Source organism: Halomonas sp. SIMBA_159, from assembly GCF_046536035.1.
Lineage (GTDB): Bacteria > Pseudomonadota > Gammaproteobacteria > Pseudomonadales > Halomonadaceae > Vreelandella > Vreelandella venusta_A.
In genome coordinates this window covers 24,631-47,109 of the sequence record NZ_JAWJBT010000010.1, presented here as the reverse complement: position 1 = coordinate 47,109, position 22,479 = coordinate 24,631, and the positions used below count along the sequence as shown (strand labels likewise).

General features: G+C 58.1%; 20 protein-coding genes. 6 read left to right on the top strand and 14 right to left on the bottom strand.

The genetic code is table 11. The annotated features are described in order from the left end of the window. Positions 1–75: 75 nt before the first annotated feature. Positions 76–906 carry a class I SAM-dependent methyltransferase gene (locus R0J87_RS08015; RefSeq protein ID WP_498885448.1) on the top strand — a complete coding sequence of 277 codons (831 nt, stop codon included), beginning with the start codon at positions 76–78 and terminating at the stop codon, positions 904–906. Between the two features lie 44 nt (positions 907–950). Further along, a complete protein-coding gene (locus R0J87_RS08010; protein WP_404341951.1) occupies positions 951–1,520 on the top strand; it encodes a hypothetical protein in 570 nt (189 codons plus the stop codon). Between the two features lie 5 nt (positions 1,521–1,525). On the opposite strand, the gene R0J87_RS08005 is transcribed toward R0J87_RS08010, so the two are convergent. Further along, a complete protein-coding gene (locus R0J87_RS08005) occupies positions 1,526–3,430 on the bottom strand; it encodes a monovalent cation:proton antiporter-2 (CPA2) family protein (RefSeq protein WP_498885446.1) in 1,905 nt (634 codons plus the stop codon). Between the two features lie 93 nt (positions 3,431–3,523). On the opposite strand from R0J87_RS08005, the gene R0J87_RS08000 reads away from it, so the two are divergent. Genes R0J87_RS08000 through R0J87_RS07990 form a run of 3 tightly spaced genes read left to right on the top strand, consistent with a single transcriptional unit; the run spans position 3,524 to position 5,879 of the window. Continuing rightward, on the top strand, positions 3,524–3,790 hold the full coding sequence (locus tag R0J87_RS08000; RefSeq protein ID WP_083026323.1) for a Trp family transcriptional regulator: 267 nt from the start codon (positions 3,524–3,526) through the stop codon (positions 3,788–3,790). Beyond that, a complete protein-coding gene (locus tag R0J87_RS07995; protein ID WP_490175568.1) occupies positions 3,787–5,208 on the top strand; it encodes an anthranilate synthase component I family protein in 1,422 nt (473 codons plus the stop codon). Before R0J87_RS08000 ends, R0J87_RS07995 begins: the two co-directional genes overlap by 4 nt. Next, complete coding sequence (locus R0J87_RS07990) at positions 5,205–5,879, top strand: anthranilate synthase component II (protein ID WP_498885444.1); 675 nt, start codon at positions 5,205–5,207, stop codon at positions 5,877–5,879. The genes R0J87_RS07995 and R0J87_RS07990 overlap by 4 nt, the downstream gene beginning before the upstream one ends. Here R0J87_RS07990 and R0J87_RS07985 read toward each other — a convergent pair. From R0J87_RS07985 to cysM, 8 genes are all read right to left on the bottom strand, one after another. Then, a complete protein-coding gene (locus R0J87_RS07985; protein WP_498885442.1) occupies positions 5,863–6,159 on the bottom strand; it encodes a DUF1294 domain-containing protein in 297 nt (98 codons plus the stop codon). The genes R0J87_RS07990 and R0J87_RS07985 overlap by 17 nt on opposite strands. Before the next feature lie 6 nt (positions 6,160–6,165). After that, positions 6,166–7,227 carry a 23S rRNA pseudouridine(2604) synthase RluF gene (gene rluF / locus R0J87_RS07980; protein ID WP_498885440.1) on the bottom strand — a complete coding sequence of 354 codons (1,062 nt, stop codon included), beginning with the start codon at positions 7,225–7,227 and terminating at the stop codon, positions 6,166–6,168. Positions 7,228–7,253: 26 nt separating this feature from the next. Continuing rightward, complete coding sequence (locus R0J87_RS07975) at positions 7,254–7,799, bottom strand: DUF924 family protein (protein ID WP_498885438.1); 546 nt, start codon at positions 7,797–7,799, stop codon at positions 7,254–7,256. Positions 7,800–7,874: 75 nt separating this feature from the next. Continuing rightward, positions 7,875–10,523 (bottom strand): phosphoenolpyruvate carboxylase, encoded by a 2,649-nt coding sequence (ppc, locus tag R0J87_RS07970; RefSeq protein WP_498885437.1) that lies wholly within the window; start codon positions 10,521–10,523, stop codon positions 7,875–7,877. Positions 10,524–10,564: 41 nt separating this feature from the next. Beyond that, on the bottom strand, positions 10,565–11,392 hold the full coding sequence (mazG, locus tag R0J87_RS07965) for a nucleoside triphosphate pyrophosphohydrolase (protein WP_498885436.1): 828 nt from the start codon (positions 11,390–11,392) through the stop codon (positions 10,565–10,567). Next, on the bottom strand, positions 11,392–13,668 hold the full coding sequence (gene relA / locus R0J87_RS07960; protein WP_159342476.1) for a GTP diphosphokinase: 2,277 nt from the start codon (positions 13,666–13,668) through the stop codon (positions 11,392–11,394). The genes mazG and relA overlap by 1 nt, the downstream gene beginning before the upstream one ends. A 70-nt stretch (positions 13,669–13,738) precedes the next feature. Beyond that, the gene (gene rlmD, locus R0J87_RS07955) at positions 13,739–15,175 is read right to left on the bottom strand and encodes a 23S rRNA (uracil(1939)-C(5))-methyltransferase RlmD (RefSeq protein WP_498885435.1); all 1,437 of its coding nucleotides are present in this window, start codon (positions 15,173–15,175) and stop codon (positions 13,739–13,741) included. Beyond that, positions 15,176–16,072, bottom strand: coding sequence for a cysteine synthase CysM (cysM, locus tag R0J87_RS07950; protein ID WP_404463193.1), 897 nt, complete (start codon positions 16,070–16,072; stop codon positions 15,176–15,178). Between the two features lie 91 nt (positions 16,073–16,163). Between cysM and R0J87_RS07945 the strand changes: the two genes are divergently transcribed. Continuing rightward, positions 16,164–18,857 (top strand): ATP-binding protein, encoded by a 2,694-nt coding sequence (locus R0J87_RS07945; protein WP_498885434.1) that lies wholly within the window; start codon positions 16,164–16,166, stop codon positions 18,855–18,857. A gap of 27 nt (positions 18,858–18,884) precedes the next feature. Here R0J87_RS07945 and acpS read toward each other — a convergent pair whose 3' ends face one another. The 5 genes from acpS to rnc form a co-directional block, all read right to left on the bottom strand. Next, positions 18,885–19,277, bottom strand: a complete 393-nt coding sequence (gene acpS, locus R0J87_RS07940) for a holo-ACP synthase (RefSeq protein ID WP_404466432.1) — start codon at positions 19,275–19,277, stop codon at positions 18,885–18,887. A 1-nt stretch (position 19,278) separates the two neighbouring features. Continuing rightward, positions 19,279–20,103, bottom strand: a complete 825-nt coding sequence (gene pdxJ / locus R0J87_RS07935) for a pyridoxine 5'-phosphate synthase (protein ID WP_404463195.1) — start codon at positions 20,101–20,103, stop codon at positions 19,279–19,281. 80 nt (positions 20,104–20,183) lie between these two features. After that, the gene (recO, locus tag R0J87_RS07930) at positions 20,184–20,876 is read right to left on the bottom strand and encodes a DNA repair protein RecO (RefSeq protein ID WP_498885433.1); all 693 of its coding nucleotides are present in this window, start codon (positions 20,874–20,876) and stop codon (positions 20,184–20,186) included. Between the two features lie 8 nt (positions 20,877–20,884). Continuing rightward, a complete protein-coding gene (era, locus tag R0J87_RS07925; RefSeq protein ID WP_498885432.1) occupies positions 20,885–21,784 on the bottom strand; it encodes a GTPase Era in 900 nt (299 codons plus the stop codon). Beyond that, complete coding sequence (gene rnc, locus R0J87_RS07920) at positions 21,781–22,473, bottom strand: ribonuclease III (protein ID WP_404341981.1); 693 nt, start codon at positions 22,471–22,473, stop codon at positions 21,781–21,783. The genes era and rnc overlap by 4 nt, the downstream gene beginning before the upstream one ends. Positions 22,474–22,479 lie beyond the last annotated feature (6 nt).

Genomic DNA, 22,479 nt, shown 5'->3' with positions numbered 1-22,479 from the left:
TCAGAACAACCCGTAGCGGAGGCTTTCGCGAGGGTTGTTCTGATCCTGAGACGTTAGCCCCAACCGAGGCTCCCCATGCCCACTTCCCTCGCCCACCACTATCATCAGGCGCTGCGCGACCAGGATATCCTTAACCAACTGCGCACCCACTACCCTGATGGCCCCACGCTGCATCAGTTAGCACCGCTCGACCAGCTGCATATTGGCGGTATCGCCGCATCCAAGAGGCTCTTGGGTCTGCTCGATCAGAGCGCCCCTAAGGTTCTGGATATTGGCGCGGGGCTGGGTGGGTTAATGCGCCAGGGGGCCGCGCAAGGTTTTCATCTCACCGGGCTGGATATTACCCACCGCTTTAACGTGCTGAATCACGCTATTAGCCAGCTAGCAATGACACAGCCTCTTAACGATTCACCAGCGGGCAAGCTGCGCTGTGTGACGGGAGATGCCTGCGCACTGCCATTTAGTGATGCCAGCTTCGATGCCGTGCTGTTCCAACACAGCCTGATGAATATGCCCGACCCTGCGCGCGTACTGGCCGAGTGCCGCCGCGTGCTGCGCCCTGGCGGCCAGCTGGTGATGCATGAAGTCGTTGGCGGGCTACACAGCGAAGCGTTGCGATTCCCGGTGCCCTGGGCCGAAGAGCCAACGCACTCACACTTGCTCTCGTTCTCCGAGCTGACCCAACAACTTGAAGCGAGCGGTTTTAATATTCAGCACAGCGAAGACTGGAGCCACACCGCGCTTGAATGGCGCAAACGCCAGCGGCAAAAAGAGCAGGCACCGCGTACTGCCGTACTCTCACCGCAGTGGGTATTCGGTGAGCGTTTTATGCAGATGGGAAAAAATTTGCTAGAAAATTTGGCGAATGGCGCAATTAACGTGGTGGAAATCAGCGCCCGTTGCTAGGCTGATAAGAATAACATCAACGAGAAAGGATAAGAGGAACGCCAATGAACCGCTTGGCAAGCACCCTGCTGTTAAGTCTGTTCGGCACTGCCCTTCCTTTGAGTGCACCCTTTGCCGATGACGGCGCTCCTGTTCTCTCCTACGCCGCCCCCGACAGCGAATTCATGCGCCTAGATAATGGCGTAGTGCTGGAAGGCAGCGACCTCAGCAGCCTAGATAGCTACACCTCCGGCTTTCGTCTCACCGCTGGCTTCAGCCCTTGGCAGCTACCGCAGCTAGATATTGGTGCTGAAATCGCCTACCGCGAAAGCGAAGAAGTGCCCATCGCTTCCAGCGTTAACCCGATGATTATGGACACCTTGAGCCTTGGCGGTGCCATCGTGGCGGGCATCCGTATGGGAGCATTCAGCATCTACGCCAAATCAGGCCTGACCGAGTGGCGCGGCGACACCGACCAGCCGATTGCCGAGGATAGTGGCACCGCCCTACTGCAAGGGTTTGGTGCCACCATGACCGTTAATCGATTGATCAGCCGCTTAGAGTACGAACGTATTGATGCGCCTTCGCTCAGCCACCTCAATATGCTCAGCGCATCGCTACATTTGCCGTTTTAATCCCTTTATCTTTCTTGTTGATCGTTACTTCCTTGGGCGGGTGCCGTCCAAATAGGTACATCTTCCCGATGCGGCTCATGCCAATCCTGATGCATAGCGGTATTCAGTGCCTCTTCCAGCTTCATAAATAGCTCGCCATAGCGCGGGCTGAAGCTGATGCCTTCGTCGATCTCTTTCCAGGCTTCAAACAACTCATCGGCGTGAGCGTCTTCATTCTGCACAAACGCCCAGGTCATCTGTTTAGCGCGCATCGGATGAACGCCCATGGCGGTGAGCGCATGGCCGCCGAGTTCTAGCGCCGAGTGGTAGGTTTCACTGATCACGTCGTCGGCTCCGGCCTCGCGCAGCTGGTAACCGTGGCCCCGGTCGAAGGCGCGGGCCAGCACCCACACATTGGGGTAGAACTGTTTGACGTGCTTGACGATACCCACCGCACGCTCGCGGTCGTCGATGGCGACCACCAGCAGCCGAGCGTGCTCGATACCGGCGGTTTCTAGAAGGTCTGAGCGGCTTGCGTCGCCAAAGTAGCTTTTAATGCGAATATTGCGCAGGTTCTCGATCTGCTCAATCTCGTGATCCAGCGCGACGATGGGAATGTTATTGGCCCGCAGCAGGCGGCAAATAATCTGCCCAAAACGGCCGACACCCGCCACGATCACCGGTGCCTGCTCTTCAATCGTATCGGCCTCGCGAGCGTCATTCTTGGCGGTTTGGTAGCGCGGCAGCACCAACTTGTCGTAAGCAATAAACAGCAGCGGCGTTAGGAACATCGACAGCGCCACCGCCAGCGAGAGCACCTGGGAGAGTTCCACCGGAATCACGCTGTTTTGCACGCTGTAGGTCAGCAGCACAAAGCCAAACTCCCCCGCTTGGGCAAGACTTAGGGTAAACAGCCAACCATTGCTGCCGTGCACTTTGAACAGCAGCGCCAGCACCAGCAAAATAGCCGCCTTCACGACGATGACCGCCAAGCCTAGGCCCAGCACCGTGGCCAACTCCGCCGCTAGCACGTCAAAGTTAATGCCCGCCCCCACGGTGATGAAGAACAGCCCCAGCAGCAGTCCTTTAAACGGCTCGATGTTGGCCTCGATCTCGTGCTTGAACTCGCTGTTAGCCAATACGATACCGGCCAGGAAGGCCCCCAAGGCGGGCGATAGGTTCACCAAGCTCATTAACGCGGCAATGCCGATCACCAGCATCAGCGCCGAGGCGGTAAACACTTCCCGTAGGCCGGAGCCAATCACGTAACGGAACAGCAGCGGCCCTAAATAATAGCCACCCACAATCACGCTGCCGATGGCGGCCACCACCACCAGCGCATGTGCCCAGGCAGGCAGATGCGCCACTAGGCTTAACCCCGCGTGGCCATGGTCGTCACCCGCAGCGCCCATCAATTCCGGCAGTGCCAGCAGCGGAATCAGCGCCAGCATAGGAATAACGGCAATATCTTGAAACAGCAGCACCGAAAAGGCGCTGCGCCCGCCTTCGGTTTTGGAAAGCCCCTTCTCACTCAGGGTTTGCAGCACAATGGCGGTGGATGAGAGTGCAAAAATCAGCCCCACCGCCAGGGCGGTTTGCCAAACGAGCCCTAGCCACGAGGCAATGGCAGCGCCTGCCGCTGCGGTCAGCACCACCTGCAAACCGCCCAGGCCTAGAAGACGCACCCGCATGGCCCATAAGCCTTTGGGGTCTAGCTCCATGCCCACCAAAAACAGCATCATCACCACGCCAAATTCAGCAAAGTGCTGAATGGTGGTGGTCTCCTGGCCGACCAGCCCCAGCACAGGGCCAATCACCACCCCGGCAACTAAGTAGCCCAACACCGACCCCAACCCAAATCGCTTGGCCAGCGGCACGGCAATCACTGCCGCCACTAAATAGATGAATGCTTGAATAAAATAGCCGGTCATGGCGATTCCTTAATCTCACTGCGACTTGACTTCCCTGAGCAATCAGCTAACGTACTAGTGCGCTAGTACATGACTAAATCACTCGGTGGCACGATGTCCTTACACGATACGTTTCAAGCTGACTTGGTGCGCCACCTGCTTGCGATTGATACGCCCGACGCAATGGATGAAGCGCTGGCCAGCCTGCTTACGCCAGCAGAGTATCAAGAAATCAGCAAACGCCTACAGATTTTTAAGCTGCTGCGCGAGGGCGTGCCCCACCGCAAAATTGCCGAAACCCTAGGCGTGGGTATTGCGACCGTGTCACGCGGATCACGCGCGCTGACGATGTTAGCCTCTTCACGGAATGATCACTTATGAGCACCACCGATACGGCCGCTGCGGCAGGCCCTCAGCCGTTCACCCTGCCCCGTAAGCCCCACTACGTTACCCTGGCGGCGGACTGCGACTTCTTTGCCCTGTTTCAAAAAATCGAGCGGCGCTTCGATACCTGCTACATGCTGGAGTCGCTAGGCGAAGATAGCCACATGGCGCGCCACTCGATCATTGGTTTCGACCCCGAGTACACGCTCTACGCCAATGGCACCACGCTGACCATTGAAAACCGCGACGGCGATGCCAACCACTACCCCAGCGACAACCCCTACGAGCTGCTGCGTAGCCTGATCCCGCAAAACATTATCTCACGCAAGTACGCGGGCGGGTTAAGCGGTTACCTGGGCTACGACGCCATGCAGTACTTCGAGCCGTCGCTGACGCTGAAGGCCAGCGACGACTTCGATACGTTCCGCTTTGGGCTGTATAAAGACGGCCTGATCCTCGACAAGATGACAGGGGAAGTTACCTACTTCTATTACGACAATAGCCGTTACGAGTTTCTACAGACGCTGATCGACGCCGACGACGAGCCCGCAGGCGCGCTGCACATTACCGCGCTGGGCGACACCATGAGTAAAGCCGAGCACGCCGAAGCGGTCGCCAAGGTGAAGCAGGACATCATCGACGGCAAAGTATTTCAGTGCGAAGTGGGCTTTAAAAAGCGCTTTCGCATTCAGGGCGACACCCTGGCACTTTACGACCAGCTGCGCACTATCAACCCTTCGCCGCAGATGTACTACGTGAAGTTTGGCGAGCAGAAGCTGATTGGTGCGAGCCCTGAGCTGCTGTTCCGCCTGCGCCAGGGCGAGATGGAGACGTTCCCGCTGGCGGGCACCACCCTGCGCGGCCAGACTCCCCAGGAAGATACCCAGCTTGCCCGCGCGCTGCTCAACGACCCCAAAGAGATCGCCGAGCACAATATGATTGTGGACCTGCACCGCAACGATATTGGTCGAGTGGCCCAGTTTGGGACGGTCAAAGTACGCAGCCTGATGGATATCAAGCGCTTCAGCCACGTTCAGCATATCTCTAGTGAGATCGTCGGAATCATTGCCGAAGGCGAAGACATGTTCACCGCGCTAGCCAGCAACTTCCCCGCGGGCACGCTAACCGGCGCACCCAAGATTGAAGCGATGAAAATCATCGATGACCTAGAAACCGACGGCCGCGGCCCCTACGGCGGCGCGGTGGGTCAGTTCTCTTTCAACGGCGACTGCACCTTTGCGATCCCCATCCGTACGGTGTTTGTTAACGGCGAGCGCGCCTACGTACAAACCTGCGGCGGCAACGTGTATGACAGCAACGCCGAGGATGAGTACGAAGAGATTCGCCGCAAATTCGCCGGCACCCGCAAGGCCTTGGCCCCCTTTATGGATACGGAAACGGAGAGCCCCGCATGAAGGTGCTGATCATCGATAACTACGACTCCTTCACCTATAACCTTTACCAGTTTATTGGTGAGATTCTGACCACGGAGAAAAATCGCGGCGAATTGCCCCATTTTGAGATCATGGTGAAGCGCAATAACCAGATTGATTTTAAAGCGATTGAAGCCATGGCGCCGGATCGCATTATTATCTCGCCTGGCCCCGGCTCGCCGGATGACCCACGCTACTTTGGCGTATGCGCCGAAGTGATCGAGAAGCTGGGCAAAACCACGCCGCTGCTGGGCGTTTGCCTAGGTATGCAGGGCATCGTGCACGTGTTCGGCGGCAAGGTGGTCAAAGCGCCGCTGCCGATGCACGGCAAAATCAGCCCCATCAACCACGACAACCGCTCTGTGTTTAACGGCGTACCCGACCAGCTTGAGGTTATGCGCTACCACTCGCTGATTGCCGATGCGGCGACGCTGCCAGAGTGCCTGGAAGTGACCGCCACGGTAGGTGCACTCTCCGCCGACAGCTTTGCTGAACGTGGCCGCTGGCAGGCAGCGGGTGAGTTTGAGCTGATGGGCGTGAAGCACCGTGACTACCCGATTCACGGCATTCAGTTTCACCCGGAGTCGTTTGCCACCGAGGGCGGCAAAGAGCTGATTGCCAACTTCCTATTTGCCCCTAACGCAGCGGCATAACCGCGACAAAGCCGCCTAGCGCCGCGATATTGAGGAGCACCGTGACACAATAGACGCGCCGAAAGCTGGTTTTTTGGGTCTTGTGGCGCAGCTGCTGCTGCGCGCACCAAGCCCCCGGCCAACCGCCTACCAGCGCCAGCCAGTGCAGCATTTTTTCGCTCACGCGCTGGCGCTTTTTGATCGCGGCCCTTTTATCCCACGCATACGTGGCGTAGGTAATCACGCTGACCGCCACATACCACGCCAGTAGGTAACTTATATAAGTAGGTATCTCTGTCATGGAGAACTACTTGCGCCGGGAAGGCGGCTTACCGGAGGCGGCTTTACCCCCGCTGGGGCGGCCGCCCTTTATCGCGCCCTTACTCGCGCCCGGTTTGCCCTTAGAGTGACTCCCGGGCCTCCCCTTTCCTTTAGTGGCCGGTCTTCCCGCTGACGCTGCTCCTTTGCCGCCTGGCTTACCAGCAGCGGCTCCTTTTGCCTTAGGATCCTTGCGGGCTTTGTTACCCGCACGGGCACCTGAAGAGGCCCGTTTTGCTGTCGGCTTTTTATCCTGCGCACTACTTCTACCGCCGCTGTAGTTGGGACGGGCGATGTTTTTCTTCTCAGATGCTTTCTTCTCTGGCGCTACGTCTGAGGTTTCGGTGAGGGCAACAATGGTCTCGATCTCTTTGGGAGTCAGGTCACGCCAATCCCCCAGCGCCAGCCCTTTCAGCGACACGTTCATGATGCGCGTACGCACTAGCTGGGTGACTTCATAGCCAAAGTATTCGCACATACGGCGAATTTGACGGTTGAGCCCCTGCACCAAAGTAATGGTGAACACAAAGGTGGACTCTTTAGCGACATGACACTTTTTGGTCATCTGCCCGAGAATCGGCACGCCGCCCTGCATACCGGCAATGAACTCGTCGGTAATCGGTTTATCGACCGTCACCACGTACTCTTTTTCGTGGTTATTGTTGGCACGTAGGATCTTGTTGACCAGGTCGCCATTGTTGGTGAGAAAGATCAGCCCTTGGGAATCTTTATCTAGCCGCCCAATGGGGAAGATGCGCGTTCCGTGCTTCACAAACTCAACGATGTTGTCTTTTTCCGCCGACTCCGTGGTGCTCACAATGCCTACCGGCTTATTCAGCGCGATGAGAACGAGATCCTCCTCTTCCTGCGGCTCGATCTCCTGGCCGTTGACCTTTACCCGATCTCCCGCGACCACCTGGTCGCCGGTGGTTGCCCGGCGGCCATTGATCCACACATTGCCCTGCTCGACAAAGCGGTCTGCCTCTCGGCGGGAACAGAGGCCGCTTTCGCTGATGTATTTATTGATACGGGTAGATTTTCGTAACGACATAAAACGCCATGTAGCCTAAATAAACGTTAAAAAGAGGAGCCGGGCTGTTTCAGGAATTCGACCTCTTCTGGGGTCGAGGTTCTGCCCAAGACCGCATTACGATGCGGGTAGCGCCCAAAACGATCAATAATCGCCTTGTGGCGTTTCTCGAACTCTAGACTGCTCTCTAACCCCGGCTGGTCAAATAGCTGAAGAGCAACGGTATGAATCGCCGCCGACTCACTGTGCATATAGGGCATATAAAGAAAGCTGCGCTCTACCGCCGAAATCGACTGGTCGGCCCCGCTGGCAACCGCCTCCTGAGCCAGTGCTAACGCCAGCGTGTCGCTGGCAAACGAGCGGGCCTCATCGCGGTAGATATTACGCGAGAACTGGTCCAGCACGATCACTTCCGCCAGCCGCCCACGTGCCGAACGACGCCACTCAAAGCACTCGCAGGCCGCGGCTTTTGCAAGCACGTCGCTAAAGCGCTCGATAATCTGTTGGTCGATGTGGGTATCTTTCTTAAACCACTGGGCTGGCGACAGCTCCTGAAACCAGAAGGCCAGCACAGCCTGAGCATCTGTCGTCATGTTCCTTGCCTCCCACGCCACGTAAAGAAAAGCGCCGCCACCCATCGGTAGCGGCGCAGATAGGCAGCTATTAGCTTAGCCCGTGTTACGCAGGCCAGCCGCAATCCCTGCCATGGTGACCATCAACGCGCGGGAGAGATCTGGGCTAATCGCCCCATCAGCATCCCGGTTACGCTGCAACAGCTCGGCTTGCAGGCCGTGCAGCGGGTCGATGTAGGGGTTGCGCACGTCAATCGCCTGACGAATCAATGGCGTGTTCTCCAGCAGTTTCTCCTGCTGAAGAATATCTAACACCACGTCTTCCAGCCGCTCGAAGCGTTCACGGAGCTTCTTACCCAGCGCTTTCAGCGACGGCTCGTCCACCAAGCGATGCTCGTAGTAGGCGGCGATCGCCACGTCTGCTTTGGCCAGCAGCATCTCTAACATATCCAGGTAGGTGCCAAAGAACGGCCACTGGGTGCGCATTTCTTGAAGTACTTCACGACCGCCGGGCTGCTCCAGGCGGCGGGAGAAGGCTTCGCCACTGCCAAGCCAAGCGGGCAGCATCAGGCGGATCTGCGTCCAGGCAAAAATCCAGGGGATCGCCCGCAGGGTTTCCACGCCACCATCCTGACGGCGCTTGGTGGGCCGCGAGCCAAGCGGCAATCGGCCCAGCGCCCCTTCCGGCGTCACTGCACGGAAGTAAGGCACGAAGTCAGGATCTTCCCGCACGACGCCCACATAAGCACCGTGGGCGACTTTGGCCAGTTGATCCATCTCTTCGCGCCAGTGGGGTTCCGGCGCGGGCGGTGGCAATAGCGTGGCCTCCAGCACCGCACAGGCGTAGATCTCCATGGAGCGCAGCGCGATATCCGGCTGGCCGAACTTGAAGCGGATCATCTCGCCTTGTTCAGTCACTCGCAGGCTGCCGTTCACGGAGCCTGGCGGCTGAGAAAGAATCGCCGCGTGGGCCGGGCCGCCCCCACGGCCCACGGTGCCGCCGCGGCCGTGGAACAGCGTTAGGTCAACGCCGTGCTTTTCGCACACGTTCACCAGCGCCTCCTGGGCGCGGTACTGAGCCCAAGCAGCGGCGAGCTGACCGGCATCTTTGGCGGAGTCGGAGTAGCCGATCATCACCTCTTGGCGGTCTTTCGCCAGGGCGCGGTAGCCCGGCAGCGCCAGCAGCTGATCGATCACATCCCCCGCGTGATCCAGGTCGTTGAGGGTTTCGAACAGCGGCGCGATGGGTAACGTTACCTGCCCACCCACTTCTTTCATTAGCAGCGCCACGGTGAGCACATCAGAGGGCTCGGCGGCCATCGAGATAATGTAAGTACCCAGCGCTTCAGCATGCTCCTGGGCGATTACCTTGAAGGTGTCGATGACTTCCCGGGACTCCGCCGAACACTCCCAGCGGCGGGGAATCAACGGGCGGCGGGATTCAAGCTCCGCGAGCAAAAACTCCTGACGCTGGGTTTCGCTCCACTCTTGGTAATGGCCTAGCCCCAGCGAGCTGGTGAGTTCTTCCATTACTTGGGCGTGGCGGCTGGCTTCCTGGCGAAGATCGAGTTTGGTTAACGTGACGCCGAACACGGCCACGCGGCGCAGGGTATCCAGCAGCGCACCGTTGGCAATGGTATCCAGCCCCACGTCGCACAGCGAGCGGTAGCAGGCCAGCAGCGGCGCGTAGATTTGGTCGCGGGTTTCAATAATCGGCCCGCCGTCGTAGTTGCGGCCATCCAGCTGCGCTTTCGCCCAGTCCCGGGTGGCTTCCATTTTGGTCAGCAGCCGCTTAAGCAGCTCCCGGTAGGGTTCCGCCACATCGCCCACTTCGGCTTTTAGGGCGCTGTTGGCTTTCCACATGGAGAGCTCGGTTTTGAGCTGTTCTAAATCACGCAGGTAGAGATCCGCTGCCATCCAGCGGCCTAGCAGCAGCACTTCCTGGGTCACTTTGGCGGTGACATTCGGGTTGCCGTCGCGGTCACCGCCCATCCAGGAGGCGTAGCGAATCGGCGCGGCATCCAGCGGCAGGCGCTCACCTGCGGTGTCCAGCAGCAGGTTATCCAGGTCGCGGTGGAAATCCGGTACGGCTTGCCACAGCGAGTTCTCGATCACCGCAAAGCCCCACTTAGCTTCGTCTACTGGCGTGGGACGTTCGTGGCGAATTTCATCGGTGTGCCACGCTTGGCTAATTAGCTCTTCCAAGCGGCCTTGGGCACGTGCACCGCGCTCGGGGTAATCTTCCGAGCTCTCAATTGCGGTCAAGCACTCATCAATGGCGTCGTATTTCTGGATCAGCGTGCGGCGAATAACTTCGGTGGGGTGCGCGGTCAGCACCAGCTCCACGCGCATATTGGCCAGGGTTTCCACCAGTTTGCGCGGTGAATTACCCGCCTGCTGGGCACGCCCTAGTAGCTCTCCAAGTGCAGGCTGGGAGCCAGGCTTGTAGTCCTCTACCCGACGAAACCGCGCCCGGTAGTGCTGCTCGGCGATGTTGGCCAAGTTTAAGAACTGGTTAAAAGCTCGGGTAACGGGCAACAGATCGCGTTCCGGCAGCTGACGCAGGTACTCGATGAGCTGGCGCTGCTGAAGGGTATCCCCCTGACGACCGCGCTTGGCGTGGGCACGAATGGTTTCAATCTTATCGACAAACGACTGGCCTAAATCATCGGCGATGGTTCGCCCTAGACTGTCGCCCAGAATACGCACGTTATCGCGCAGTGATTCGTGTAGATCATGACTCATTGGCGTGGCCTCCTTGCGGGGTCGCGTTGATGGTTTTGAAATTAGCGTTGTTCTTGGGCTTTCGCGGCTTGCCAGTGGCTTTCCATCTCATCCAGCGAGGCCTCGTTTAACGGGCGCTCGGCATCGGCAAGCGCGCATTCAACATAGCGAAAGCGGCGCTCGAATTTTGCATTGGTGCTACGCAGGCACTGTTCGGGGTCGGCGCCCAGCGTGCGGGCTAAATTGGTGACAGCAAACAGCAGGTCACCCACCTCTTCCTGGGCGTGCTGACGATCCCCCGCTGCCAGCGCCTCTTCGACCTCCTCCAGCTCCTCGCGAATTTTGGCCAGTACGCCTTCGGCGTCGGGCCAATCAAAGCCAACCCGGGCGGCGCGTTTGGAGAGCTTGGCGGCGCGGCTAAGGGCGGGCAGCGTGCGGGGCACATCGTCCAGTACCGACGGGGCTTGGGTGGCTCGTTCGGCGCGCTCGTCGGCTTTGAGGGCTTCCCAGCGGCTGTTCACATGCTGGGTTTTGACCTCGTCGGCACTCACGCCGTGCGGGCGGCGGGAAACCAGTGTGCCGTCTGGGAACACATGGGGATGACGGCGCAGCATTTTGGCGGTCAGCGTATCGACGATATCGTGAAAGTCGAAGCGCTGCTCTTCTGCGCCAAACTGGGCGTAATACACCACTTGAAACAGCAGGTCGCCCAGCTCGCCGGGCAGCTCGTCAAAGGCGCGACGCTCAATGGCGTCGGCCACTTCGTACGCCTCTTCCAAGGTATGGGGCACAATGCTGTCCCAGTCCTGCTTGATATCCCACGGGCAGCCCTGCTCACGGTCGCGCAATACGGTCATCAGGGTGAGCAAATCGTCCAGGGTATGGCGCATTAGGCCCCTCCTTTGCGGGCACTTTTTTCAGGATCAGCGTTACGCAAGCGGCGCACTTCGGTCACGTTAGGCAGCTGCTGGATACGCGAGAACAGCCTGCCGAGGGACTCCAGGCCGTCGACTTCCAGCGTAATCCGCAGCCGAGCAATGCCTTCATCGGTATCGGTGAGGGTGTTGACCGCCAATACGTTGACCTTCTCGTTGCCTAGTAGGCCCGTCACATCACGAAGTAGCCCAGAGCGGTCCCAGGCTTGAATCTCGATAGTCACCGGGTAGCGGGTGTGTGCCCGCTCGCCCCACTCGACTTCGATAATGCGCTGGGGCTCTTCCATGCGCAATTGGAGAATATTGGTGCAGTCCTGGCGGTGCACGGTCACACCGCGACCCTGGGTAATAAAGCCTACAATCGGCTCACCGGGCACCGGGCGGCAGCAGTTCGCCATGCTGGTTTTCAGGTTGCCCACCCCAAGCACGGTAATGTCGCTTTGGGTGGCCTTACTGGGCTGGCGGCGGGGCTTGGCCAGCAGGCGGTCCAGCTGCTCTTGGTCGTCGGTTTCACCAAACAGCTGCTGGGCCTGGTGCAGCACTTGGCCGATGCGCAGGTCGCCCGCCCCCAGCGCCGCGTACATATCATCGGCGTTTTGGTAGTTAACGGCTTTGGCGAGCTTGGGCAGGTCCAGCCCTTCTACGTCCAAGCGGCGCATTTCACGTTCGAACAGCGCGCGCCCTTCGTCCAGATTCTGGTCGCGGGCCTGGTGCTTAAACCACGCTTGAATTTTGGCCCGCGCCCGGGAGGTGCGCACGTAGCCCAAACTGGGGTTGAGCCAGTCGCGACTGGGGCCGCCTTTGGTGGCGGTGAGAATCTCGATTTGCTGGCCGGTTTTTAGCTTGTAGGTCAGTGGAACAATGCGCCCATTAATCTTGGCCCCTCGGCAAAGATGACCTATTTCGGTGTGCACGCGGTAGGCAAAATCGATAGGCGTAGCGATACGCGGCAGGTCAATCACGTGACCATCGGGCGTGAAGACATAGATGCGATCAGGGGCGACATCGCTGGAGAGGCCTTCGCGTAGATCGCCAAAGCCGCCCACTTCGTCCTGCCACTCCAACACTTGGCGCAGCCAGGCGATCTTCTCTTCGTAGCTGCGGCTTTTGGCGTTGGTATCGTGGCCTTTATAGCGCCAGTGGGCGCAGACGCCCAGCTCCGCTTCATCGTGCATGCCAAAGGTGCGAATCTGAATTTCCAGCACCTTGTTTTCAGGCCCCATAACGGCGGTATGCAGCGACTGATAGCCGTTTTTCTTAGGGTTGGCAATGTAGTCGTCAAACTCGTTGGGCACATGGTGCCAGCGGGAGTGAACGATGCCTAACACGGTGTAGCAGTCGGTGACTTCCGGCACCAGGATGCGCACGGCGCGCACGTCGTGTACCTGGGAAAAATCAATCCGCTTGCGCTTCATTTTGCGCCAGATGGAGTAGATGTGCTTAGCCCGGCCACTCACGTCGTAGCGGTGAATATGCTGGGCTTCCATCAGGCCTTTAAGGGTTTCCACCACGTCGTGGATATAGCGGTCGCGGTCAAGGCGCTTTTCCGCTAACAGCTTGGCGATGGCTTTGTAATCTTCTTCATGCAGGTAACGGAAAGAGAGGTCTTCCAGCTCCCATTTGATCTGGCCAATGCCGAGGCGGTGCGCCAGCGGCGCGTAGATATCAGCCACTTCGCGCGCAACCTGTAGGCATTTCTCACGGGGAGCGTCTTTGACTTGGCGCAGTGCACAGGTGCGCTCGGCAATTTTGATCAGGGCAACGCGCACGTCGCCGACCATATTGACCAGCATTTTGCGCAGGTTCTCCTGCTGGTTGTGCTGGCTCATGCCATGGTTAGGTGCCAATGGGTAGCTGATGGCGGCCATTTGCAGCACGCCGTCGATAAGCTTAGCGACTTCATCACCAAAGCGTTTGCCCACGGCCTCCAGGCTTAGCAGCCCTTCACGCACAGCGCGGTAGAGCACGGCGGCTTCCAGCGTTGCCTGGTCGAGCTTGAGGTCGGCGAGAATATCCGCCATCTCAAGACCCATGCGGAAGCTAGAACCCGGCGACAGCCACACGCGATGGGTGCGAGGTGCTTCTCGCTCTAGCTGCTCGGCAAGCTCGCAGGCTTGCATCAAGCGCTCGGGTTCACGTAGGCGCACATCGTCTTGCAGGCGCGTTAACCATTGTTGTATGTCCACCTTTCCGCTTTCTGTTAGCGGCTGGTCTTCACGCACTTTCACCATGACTATGACTCATCCTTTCAGGGTGGCAGCCTCCACACCGCTGCCACCAAAGCTTGCTGCAAAGGGCAAACTAGCCCGCGTATTCAAACAGCATCAGCGTTTCCATGTGGGCAGTGTGCAGAAACATGTCCGCCACTGCGACGTGCTTGATGCGATATCCCGCATGCACAAGGTGTGCCGCATCACGCGCAAGCGTGGCCGGGTCACAAGAAATATAAGCAACCCTGGCAACTTTATGGCGACCCACTGCTTGGCATATGGCTTCTGCACCGTTGCGCGGAGGGTCTAACACTAAGGCATCCACCGGGTGCTCGCGCAGCAGTGCTTTTACCGCCGCGGCATCGTTTAGGTCCGACTGCTGGGCGCTCACATTAAGCTGGTTGAGCGTCGCGTTAGCGCCTAAGCGCTGTACCATTGCGGCGTTACCCTCTACCGCGTGCACGCTCGCACCCGCTGCGGCCAGGGGCAGGCTGAAGTTCCCCATCCCCGCGAACAGGTCTAGCAACGCCATCCCAGGCGCTGGCTTTAACCATGCTACCACTTGGGAGACCATCTTTTGATTGACCTCGGCATTTACCTGTAAAAAATCACCGGGGGCAAACTGCAATACCAGTTCTTCTGCAGTGGTGCCAGGCGCGGGCACAATGCCTAGCGCGCTCATAGCAAAACGCTCTTCCAGTGCAGGCTCTGCACCATGCCAGTGCAGCTCAGGGGATTCTCGCCCTAACCACATGCCCAAACTGACCTGCTGCTCGGCAGCAAACGTTTGCCAACGCTGCCAATCCTGGGGCTGCTGCTTTAGCTGCCTAATAAGTACTACCGTGGTTTGCGGCGTAGACAGCAGCTCAATATGGCCCACCGCACGGGGAGCCTCTAACTGAGTGAGCAGCTGCTTGAGCGGCGTTATCAGCGTTTGTAGCGCAGGCACCAGCACATGGCAGTGATCAATATCTACCAGTCGGTGGCTATTGGCTGCGCGAAAACCAAGCCGCACGTTGTTCTGGCTATCGACCTTGACGCCTAGCCGCGCCCGGCGCCGATAGTGCTCTTGATGACCATTGATCGCTGAGATATCGCTGAGCTTTATGCCCTGGCGCGCCATTAACTCTGTCACCACCTCACGCTTGTGAGCACGCTGCGCGTCTACCGCCAAGTGCTGTAAATCACACCCGCCACAGTGGCCAAAATGCCCGCAGGGGGGCGTTACTCGCTGCGACGAGGAGGTCATCAACGTTTTGATATGAGCTTCATCAAAGCGCTTGCGAGTGACGTGCACCGCCACTTCCACCTGTTCGCCAGGCAGCGCTTGATCCACAAACACGGTTTTACCCGCAGGGTTGTGGCTAACGCCTCGCCCATCGTGGGCCAGCCGCTCAATGACCAGCGGCGCTGAAGCATCCTGCGGGGCTGCCTGCTTAGCGGGCGCAGGTTGGCTGCTTGGCGTTCGCGCCAGCCCAGAGTGGCCGGAGGCGGGCCTAGGCGGCCGCCGCTTACCCAACATAGCCATCTATACCTCCGGGGCGAATAAGCCCGTAGAGAGATAGCGATCCCCACGGTCACAGACAATAAACACGATGACCGCATTCTCGGTTTGTTCAGCAATACGCAGCGCGCCTGCCAGGCTGCCACCCGAGGAGACACCCGCAAAAATGCCCTCTTCACGCGCTAGGCGACGCATATGCTCTTCCGCTTCCTGCTGACGAATATCAAGCGTCGTATCCACACGCGGTGCTTCAAAAATGGCCGGCAAATACTCCTGCGGCCAGCGGCGAATGCCGGGGATGCTAGCGCCATCAGCGGGCTGTAAGCCGACGATTTGAATCGCGCTATTTTGCTCTTTCAAGTAGCGCGATACGCCCATGATGGTGCCCGTGGTGCCCATGGAGCTGACAAAGTGGGTCACTTCACCGCCGGTTTGCCGCCATACTTCCGGCCCGGTGGTGCGGTAGTGGGCCAACGGGTTATCTGGGTTGGCAAACTGGTTTAGCGGTTTGCCTTCACCCCGTGCAATCATGGCATCTGCGATGTCACGGGCCTCTTCCATGCCGCCTTCTTTACTGGCACTAATCAGCGTTGCGCCGTAGGCGGCCATCGCCTGCTTACGTTCAGTGGAAGCGTTTTCCGGCATGATCAGGGTCATTTTGTACCCTTTGATCGCCGCCGCCATGGCAAGCGCAATACCCGTGTTACCCGAGGTGGCCTCAATCAGCGTATCCCCTGGGGTAATCTCTCCCCGGGCTTCTGCTTCACTCAGCATCGAGAGCGCCGGACGGTCTTTGACCGACCCCGCCGGGTTATTGCCCTCTAATTTGGCAAGCAGGGTATTGTTCTTACCAGCGCTAATTCGCTTCAAGCGAACCAACGGCGTATTGCCGACCACATCTTCAAGCGTGGGATAATTCATCGAACATTCCTTATCGTAACCATTATGCTGCATTATATCGGTGCTGCCAGTGACTGGACAGGCAACCTTCTAGATTCAACGAGCTTCTTTCATGTCATTAAACACGCGTCTGCTATTTGCCCTGCTTGGCTTTCCTCTGCTGGTGTACGCCGTGATGGCGGTGCTCTTCGTGATTCAAAGCGACCACACTGGCCGTGATGTTCTAAAAGACCGCCTTACCAGCGCCGGCGAGCTATTGGCACCCAGCCTTGGCAGGGCGATGGCTGACGGCGATTTACAACGCCTTGAAGAACTGGCCCAGCAGCTGCTGGAACACCGGGGGCTTCGGGCAGTGACGCTATTTGATGAACAGGGCAACCGCCTGCTGGTGTTAGGCCGCTCGATGCCGCCTCCGCCACGGCTGCATGCCCCTGAAGTCACGGCAATTGCGATGGAAGAAGATGCTTGGCGCTTGCAGGTGCCGCTCACCAGTGAAACCGTTGCCAGCGCCAGTCGCGTCGCTAGCGGCTGGCTAGAAGCGGAAATGGACATACGCACACTAACCCTAGAGCGCTACCGGCTGATTGCCAGCTTAAGCCTAGGCGGCATGCTGCTTGGGTTGCTGCTGTTTTTAATCGCCTTTGCTATCAGCCGCTACGCGAGCCGCCCTATCGAGGAGGCCAATCAAGCGCTGTATCGCTTATCGCGGGGTGATTACAGCCTAGTGATGCCCACCGCAAAGCCGTCCGAGTTTAAGCAGTTGGCTAATCACATTAACCACTTGGCTGAGCACTTCCAGCAAGCCCAGCGAGATATGCAGAGCCAGATTGAGCAGGCCACCAGCGAGCTTCAGGAATCGATGGAAACCATCGAAGAGCAAAATATTAAGCTCGACCTAGCCCACCGCAGCGCGCTGCGTGCCAACGCCGTTAAGTCTGAGTTTCTGGCCAACATGAGCCATGAAATACGCACGCCGCTGAACGGCATTATCGGCTTTTGCCGCCTGCTGGGCCGCTCCTCTCTGGATAGCCGACAAAAAGAGTGGCTTGAACACGTGCGCCGCGCCTGCGATAACCTGCTAATGCTGGTCAACGACGTGCTGGACTTCTCGAAGCTGGAAGCCGACCGCCTCACCTTGGAAGAAGTCGATGTCGATATTGTCGCCCTCGTGGATGAGATTATTGGCCTTCATGCCCCTGAAGCGCAGCGCAAGCAGATGCATTTAGTGGCAATGGTATACGACGATGTCCCTACGCCCTTATGCGGTGACCCGCTGCGCATTCATCAAGTGTTAAACAACCTGCTGGGCAACGCGATTAAATTCACCACCGAGGGAGAGGTAATCGTTCGGGTCATGCTGGACACCCAGGAGGGTCAGCATGTGGTGCTGCACATTAGTGTCAGCGACACCGGCATTGGCCTGAGCGAAGAGCATCAGCAGCAGCTGTTTAGCGCTTTTTCTCAAGCTGAACCCAGCCATTCGCGCCAATTTGGCGGCAGCGGCTTGGGTCTCACGATTTGTCGCCAGCTAATTCAGCGTATGGGCGGGGAAATCTCGGTTGAAAGCGAGCTGGGCAAAGGGTCGACGTTCTCCTTTACGCTGCCGCTGCTGGCGCATCTTGCCGACGAGCGCCCGCCCGAATTGACGTTGGATAGCCCCATTGTGCGGCTCCATGAGCCTCACCTGCCCACCCGAAACGTGCTAGAACACCTGCTAGAGCGCTGGGGCGCACGCCCAGTCTCGTTTATCGATGCAGGCAATGAAGCGCTGCTCATTCTGTGCCTGTCGCAGGAAGACTTTGTTGAAGAGCGCAAAGGCTACTGGCAGACCGTCATTCAACAAACGCCCTGCCCGGTCATGATTCTGGCAAACACCACAAGCTTTGACCTGCCTTCATGGGATCTGCCCCATGGAGGTGACATGCTGTGCAAACCGTTTACCCGGGCGCAGCTCGCCACTACGCTGCGTTTGCTGCTGCAGCCCCAGGCCCTTTCCATTACCAGTGACGGCGTCACCAAACCTTTACCCGCACCGCACTTAACGATTCTGATCGTCGACGATAACTCACCTAACCGTGAGCTGTTAAAAGCGATGTTGGAGAGCGATACGTTACGCATTGCGCTGGCAGAGAGCGGCCATGAGGCGCTGGAGTTTGCCCGCCACCACACCGCAGATATGGTGCTTATGGATATTCGCATGCCCGGTATGGATGGTATCCAAACCACCCAAGCGCTGCGGCGCATTAATAACAGCTGGGCACGCTGCCCTATTATTGCCGTCACGGCCCACGTACTGAGCACCGAGCGACAGCAGTGGCTGACTGAAGGGTTAGACGATGTCTTGGTGAAACCGATTGATGACACTCAGCTACAGCAGCTGCTACAGCGCTTTTTAGGCATTGCACCACGCAACATCGCTGCAGAAGTGACCCCTGCGCGTGCGCTACAGGCGCCCAGTGCACCGCTAAGCTCGCTGCCTGCGGTGGATCTAACGCTGGGAGCACGTTTGGCAGGCGGAAAAGAAGCATTAGCAAAGCAGCAGCTGGTGTGCCTTATTGATAGCCTGCCTGAGACTGAGCAGCACATTCGTAGCGCCTTTAAAGAGGGCGACTTAACCACCGTGCTGGACTGGGTACATGGATTGAATGGTGCCAGCCGTTACTGCGGCGCACCTGAATTGGCACTGCTGGTGGAAACCTTAGAAACGCGCCTACGCACCAGCGGCCTGCGCCATGTCGAATCACTGCTCGAAGAGCTGTATACCGCTATGGCACGGCTAAGCCAGGAGCGCCCTTCGCTGCTTTGATACAAGATACTGACAGCGCCAGGACTCTTATCGCTCTAGCACATATCGCTCTAGCACAACAAAAGCGACGGCGTAGTCGGCCTCGTCGCTAAGCGTAATATGGGCAGCAGTAGCGCCACTGGCAAGAAACAGACGCTGCGCTTCGCCCGTGAGTTTTAGGCTCGGCTTGCCCAAGGTGTCGTTAATGACCTGAATATCGCCCCACTGCATGCCCTGTCGCAGCCCAAGTCCAAGGGCTTTGACAAAGGCCTCTTTAGCGGCAAATCGCTTAGCTAAATAGGCCGTTGCCTGCCCTTTTGACTGCCATACCGATTGCTCCTCAGGCCCTAGAATTCGTTGGGCAAAGCGTGGGCCGTGGCGTAACACCGCCTGGCGAAAACGTTCAACCCGCGCAATATCAGAGCCAATCCCTACAATCATACTAGTGACCGCAGCAGTCGTGGTGACCATCCGCGTGGTCATGGTCATGGTCGTGCTCATGGGCATCCAGTGCTGCCATCAAACCAGCCTCTTGGCCGGCAATAATCAGCCGCTTCATCTCTTGTACGGCTTCTTTTAAGCCGACAAACAGCGCACGGGCAATAATCGCGTGACCAATATTCAGCTCATTAACGCCGGGTAGCGCTGCAATGGCTTCCACGTTGTGATAGTGCAACCCGTGTCCCGCATTGACCACCAAACCAAGCGAGACCGCATGCACTGCTGCTGCGCTAAGGCGATCATACTCAGCGTTCGCTTCTGAACTGCCCGGCTTGGCTTCGGCATACGCACCGGTGTGCAGCTCGATGGTGGGGGCGCCTGCACGCTTGGCGGCATCAATTTGGGCTTCATCAGGATCGATAAACAGCGACACATCACAGCCAAGCGCAGCAAGACGCTGGCAGGCGCTCGCAATCTGCTCAAAGCCGCCCACTACATCAAGGCCGCCTTCGGTGGTCAGCTCTTCGCGCTTCTCCGGCACCAAACATACGTGGGCGGGGCGCACTTCTTCTGCCAACGCGAACATCTCTTCGGTGACCGCCATCTCCAGGTTCATGCGTGTATTCAGCACTTCCGCCAGCAGGCGCACGTCGCGTGGCTGGATATGACGGCGGTCTTCGCGCAGGTGGACGGTAATGCCATCAGCCCCCGCCTCTTCGGCCAGCAGCGCCGCCTGAACCGGGTCAGGATAGCGAGTGCCACGGGCCTGACGCAGCGTGGCGATGTGGTCGATATTAACGCCGAGTAAAATCCGTGGGGGGTGCATAACGTGTCTCCAATCAATGACGGTAATCAGTGGCGGTAAAGGGTTTTCGCCATATAAGGGGGCAGCTTTGAGATGCCCTTCTAACGCTGACGACGGCGGGCCAGATCTAGCATCAGCTCGCGGGAGCGAAGAGCCGTTGAACCAAGATGGGGAGCCAGAGCCGCGCGCGTCATCGCTTTCAGTGCGCCTGCCAAGCCTTCTGGCTGCCAGTTACCCTGCTCAATGTAGCGCAGAGTACGCCCTTCAAAGCCCTGCTCCGCAGGCATAAAAGCACGGCTGGTGGCATCAAAGCGGTAGCGCCGTTGCGGGTCTAAAGGGCCACCTTCCGGCGTACAAAAGCGCGGAGTGGCTTCCAGCACCTCTAACAACGCCCACTCATAGCGCCTCAGCGCCAGACCGCGCTCCGCAGGTACCGGCAGTGCTTCCAGTAAAGCGCTATAAAACGCAAAAACGTCGGTGGCGACCAGTTCAAGGGGAAGCAATCGAGTGGCAATCTCGTTGGCATAGAGACCACACAGCAGGCCTTCGCCTGCCAGCAAAGCAGTATGCCCACGCGACTCCATCAACGTTAACCGCTTTAAATCCCGCTCACCACGCCAGGATACAAACAGCGGGGTGAACGGCTGCAGCCGCTGGCGCGATTTAGAGCCGGGACGCTGGCCGCCGTGAGCGACTGCCCGAATGCGACCATGATTAAGCGTCAACAAATCGACCAGCGCGCTGGTTTCACGATACGCCCGACGGTGCAGAAGAAACGCAGGCTCTGCGGTCATTGCCGTGCTCAATCGAGATCGTAACCCAGGCTTTTTAGTGCTCGCTCGTCATCCGACCAGCCGCGCTTCACCTTTACCCACATATTCAGCATGACCTTAGTACCCAGCGCACGCTCCATATCCAGGCGCGCTTCACGGCCAATACTCTTGATCCGGTCGCCGTTCTCACCGATCAAAATAACTTTTTGCCCCTGACGCTCCACCAAAATGAGTGCGCTGATATGCGTAACGCGCTCGGTTTCGCGAAACTCTTCAATCTCGACCGTCATTTGGTAAGGCAGCTCGTCACCCAGCTGGCGCATGACTTTTTCACGCACCAGCTCCGCCGCCATAAAGCGCAGGCTTTTATCGGTGATTTGGTCTTCCGGGAAGAAGTGAATGCTTTCAGGCAGGTGCTTAGCGACTTCCTCTTCCAAGGTATCTACCTGAGTGCCATGCTTGGCTGAAATGGGCACAACGGTAGCAAACTCACGGCGTGCGCCTACTTCGGCCAGCCAAGGCAGTAAGTCGCCCTTTTCTTGCAGGCGGTCGACTTTGTTAACCGCTAGAATCACCGGCGCTTGCACGTGTTCAAGACGCTTCAATACCGCCTGATCTTCTTCCGTCCAGCGGGTGCGATCAATAATGAACACCACGCAGTCAACGTCACGCAGCGCCTGGGTCGCCGCCTGGTTCATAAAGCGGTTGATCGCTTTATTGCGGTCTTTGGACATGATGTGCATGCCCGGCGTGTCGACGTAGATAAACTGAGTGTCTTCGACGGTTTTAATCCCCATTACCTGATGGCGGGTGGTTTGCGGCCGCCGAGAGGTAATCGAAATTTTCTGCCCCAGAATCCGGTTCATGAGGGTTGATTTGCCTACGTTGGGACGGCCAACGATGGCCACGAATCCGCAGGTTTGGCTCATGATTTGTCTCCAGGGGGTTGTTCGAGATAGGACAATGCTTCTTCCGCAGCCTGCTGTTCAGCGTGGCGGCGGCTGGGGCCTTTACCAGTGGTATGCTCGCTTAGTAGCTCGATGTAGCACTCCACGGTAAAGGTCTGGGCATGCGCCTCTCCCTTCACAGAGACCACTTCATAGCGCGGTAGCGCCGCTTGGCGCGACTGCAAAAACTCTTGTAAGCGTGTTTTGGGGTCTTTTTGGGTATCTTGTAGCGAAATATTTTCTAGACGTTCGGCATACCACGCCAACACGCGCTCACGCACGGCATCCATACCGGCATCTAGATAGATCGCCCCAATAATCGCCTCGACGGCATCTGCCAAAATCGATTCACGGCGGTGGCCACCGCTTTTCATTTCTCCAGAGCCTAGCCGCAAGCACTCGCCAAAAGCCATTTCTCGGGCTAGTTCAGCCAGGGTTTGGCCTTTTACCAAACGGGCGCGCAGGCGGGAAAGCTGCCCTTCCCGCGCCTGGGGAAAGCGCTGAAACAGCGCTTCGGCGATGACAAAGTTGACGATAGAGTCACCTAGAAATTCCAGGCGCTCATTGTTGCGACCACCGTAACTGCGATGGGTCATGGCCAATTCCAACAGCATAGGGTCGCTAAAGGTATGGCCGATTCGTCGGCAAAAAGCGGTTAAGGAATTACTCACAGTGCT

What these genes read in the sequence shown, in the direction of transcription:
- R0J87_RS08015 (WP_498885448.1), top strand. Translation starts at nt 76, where the DNA reads ATGCCCACTTCCCTCGCCCACCACTATCATCAGGCGCTGCGCGACCAG.
- R0J87_RS08010 (WP_404341951.1), top strand. Translation starts at nt 951, where the DNA reads ATGAACCGCTTGGCAAGCACCCTGCTGTTAAGTCTGTTCGGCACTGCC.
- R0J87_RS08005 (WP_498885446.1), bottom strand. Translation starts at nt 3,430, where the DNA reads ATGACCGGCTATTTTATTCAAGCATTCATCTATTTAGTGGCGGCAGTG.
- R0J87_RS08000 (WP_083026323.1), top strand. Translation starts at nt 3,524, where the DNA reads ATGTCCTTACACGATACGTTTCAAGCTGACTTGGTGCGCCACCTGCTT.
- R0J87_RS07995 (WP_490175568.1), top strand. Translation starts at nt 3,787, where the DNA reads ATGAGCACCACCGATACGGCCGCTGCGGCAGGCCCTCAGCCGTTCACC.
- R0J87_RS07990 (WP_498885444.1), top strand. Translation starts at nt 5,205, where the DNA reads ATGAAGGTGCTGATCATCGATAACTACGACTCCTTCACCTATAACCTT.
- R0J87_RS07985 (WP_498885442.1), bottom strand. Translation starts at nt 6,159, where the DNA reads ATGACAGAGATACCTACTTATATAAGTTACCTACTGGCGTGGTATGTG.
- rluF (WP_498885440.1), bottom strand. Translation starts at nt 7,227, where the DNA reads ATGTCGTTACGAAAATCTACCCGTATCAATAAATACATCAGCGAAAGC.
- R0J87_RS07975 (WP_498885438.1), bottom strand. Translation starts at nt 7,799, where the DNA reads ATGACGACAGATGCTCAGGCTGTGCTGGCCTTCTGGTTTCAGGAGCTG.
- ppc (WP_498885437.1), bottom strand. Translation starts at nt 10,523, where the DNA reads ATGAGTCATGATCTACACGAATCACTGCGCGATAACGTGCGTATTCTG.
- mazG (WP_498885436.1), bottom strand. Translation starts at nt 11,392, where the DNA reads ATGCGCCATACCCTGGACGATTTGCTCACCCTGATGACCGTATTGCGC.
- relA (WP_159342476.1), bottom strand. Translation starts at nt 13,668, where the DNA reads ATGGTGAAAGTGCGTGAAGACCAGCCGCTAACAGAAAGCGGAAAGGTG.
- rlmD (WP_498885435.1), bottom strand. Translation starts at nt 15,175, where the DNA reads ATGGCTATGTTGGGTAAGCGGCGGCCGCCTAGGCCCGCCTCCGGCCAC.
- cysM (WP_404463193.1), bottom strand. Translation starts at nt 16,072, where the DNA reads ATGAATTATCCCACGCTTGAAGATGTGGTCGGCAATACGCCGTTGGTT.
- R0J87_RS07945 (WP_498885434.1), top strand. Translation starts at nt 16,164, where the DNA reads ATGTCATTAAACACGCGTCTGCTATTTGCCCTGCTTGGCTTTCCTCTG.
- acpS (WP_404466432.1), bottom strand. Translation starts at nt 19,277, where the DNA reads ATGATTGTAGGGATTGGCTCTGATATTGCGCGGGTTGAACGTTTTCGC.
- pdxJ (WP_404463195.1), bottom strand. Translation starts at nt 20,103, where the DNA reads ATGCACCCCCCACGGATTTTACTCGGCGTTAATATCGACCACATCGCC.
- recO (WP_498885433.1), bottom strand. Translation starts at nt 20,876, where the DNA reads ATGACCGCAGAGCCTGCGTTTCTTCTGCACCGTCGGGCGTATCGTGAA.
- era (WP_498885432.1), bottom strand. Translation starts at nt 21,784, where the DNA reads ATGAGCCAAACCTGCGGATTCGTGGCCATCGTTGGCCGTCCCAACGTA.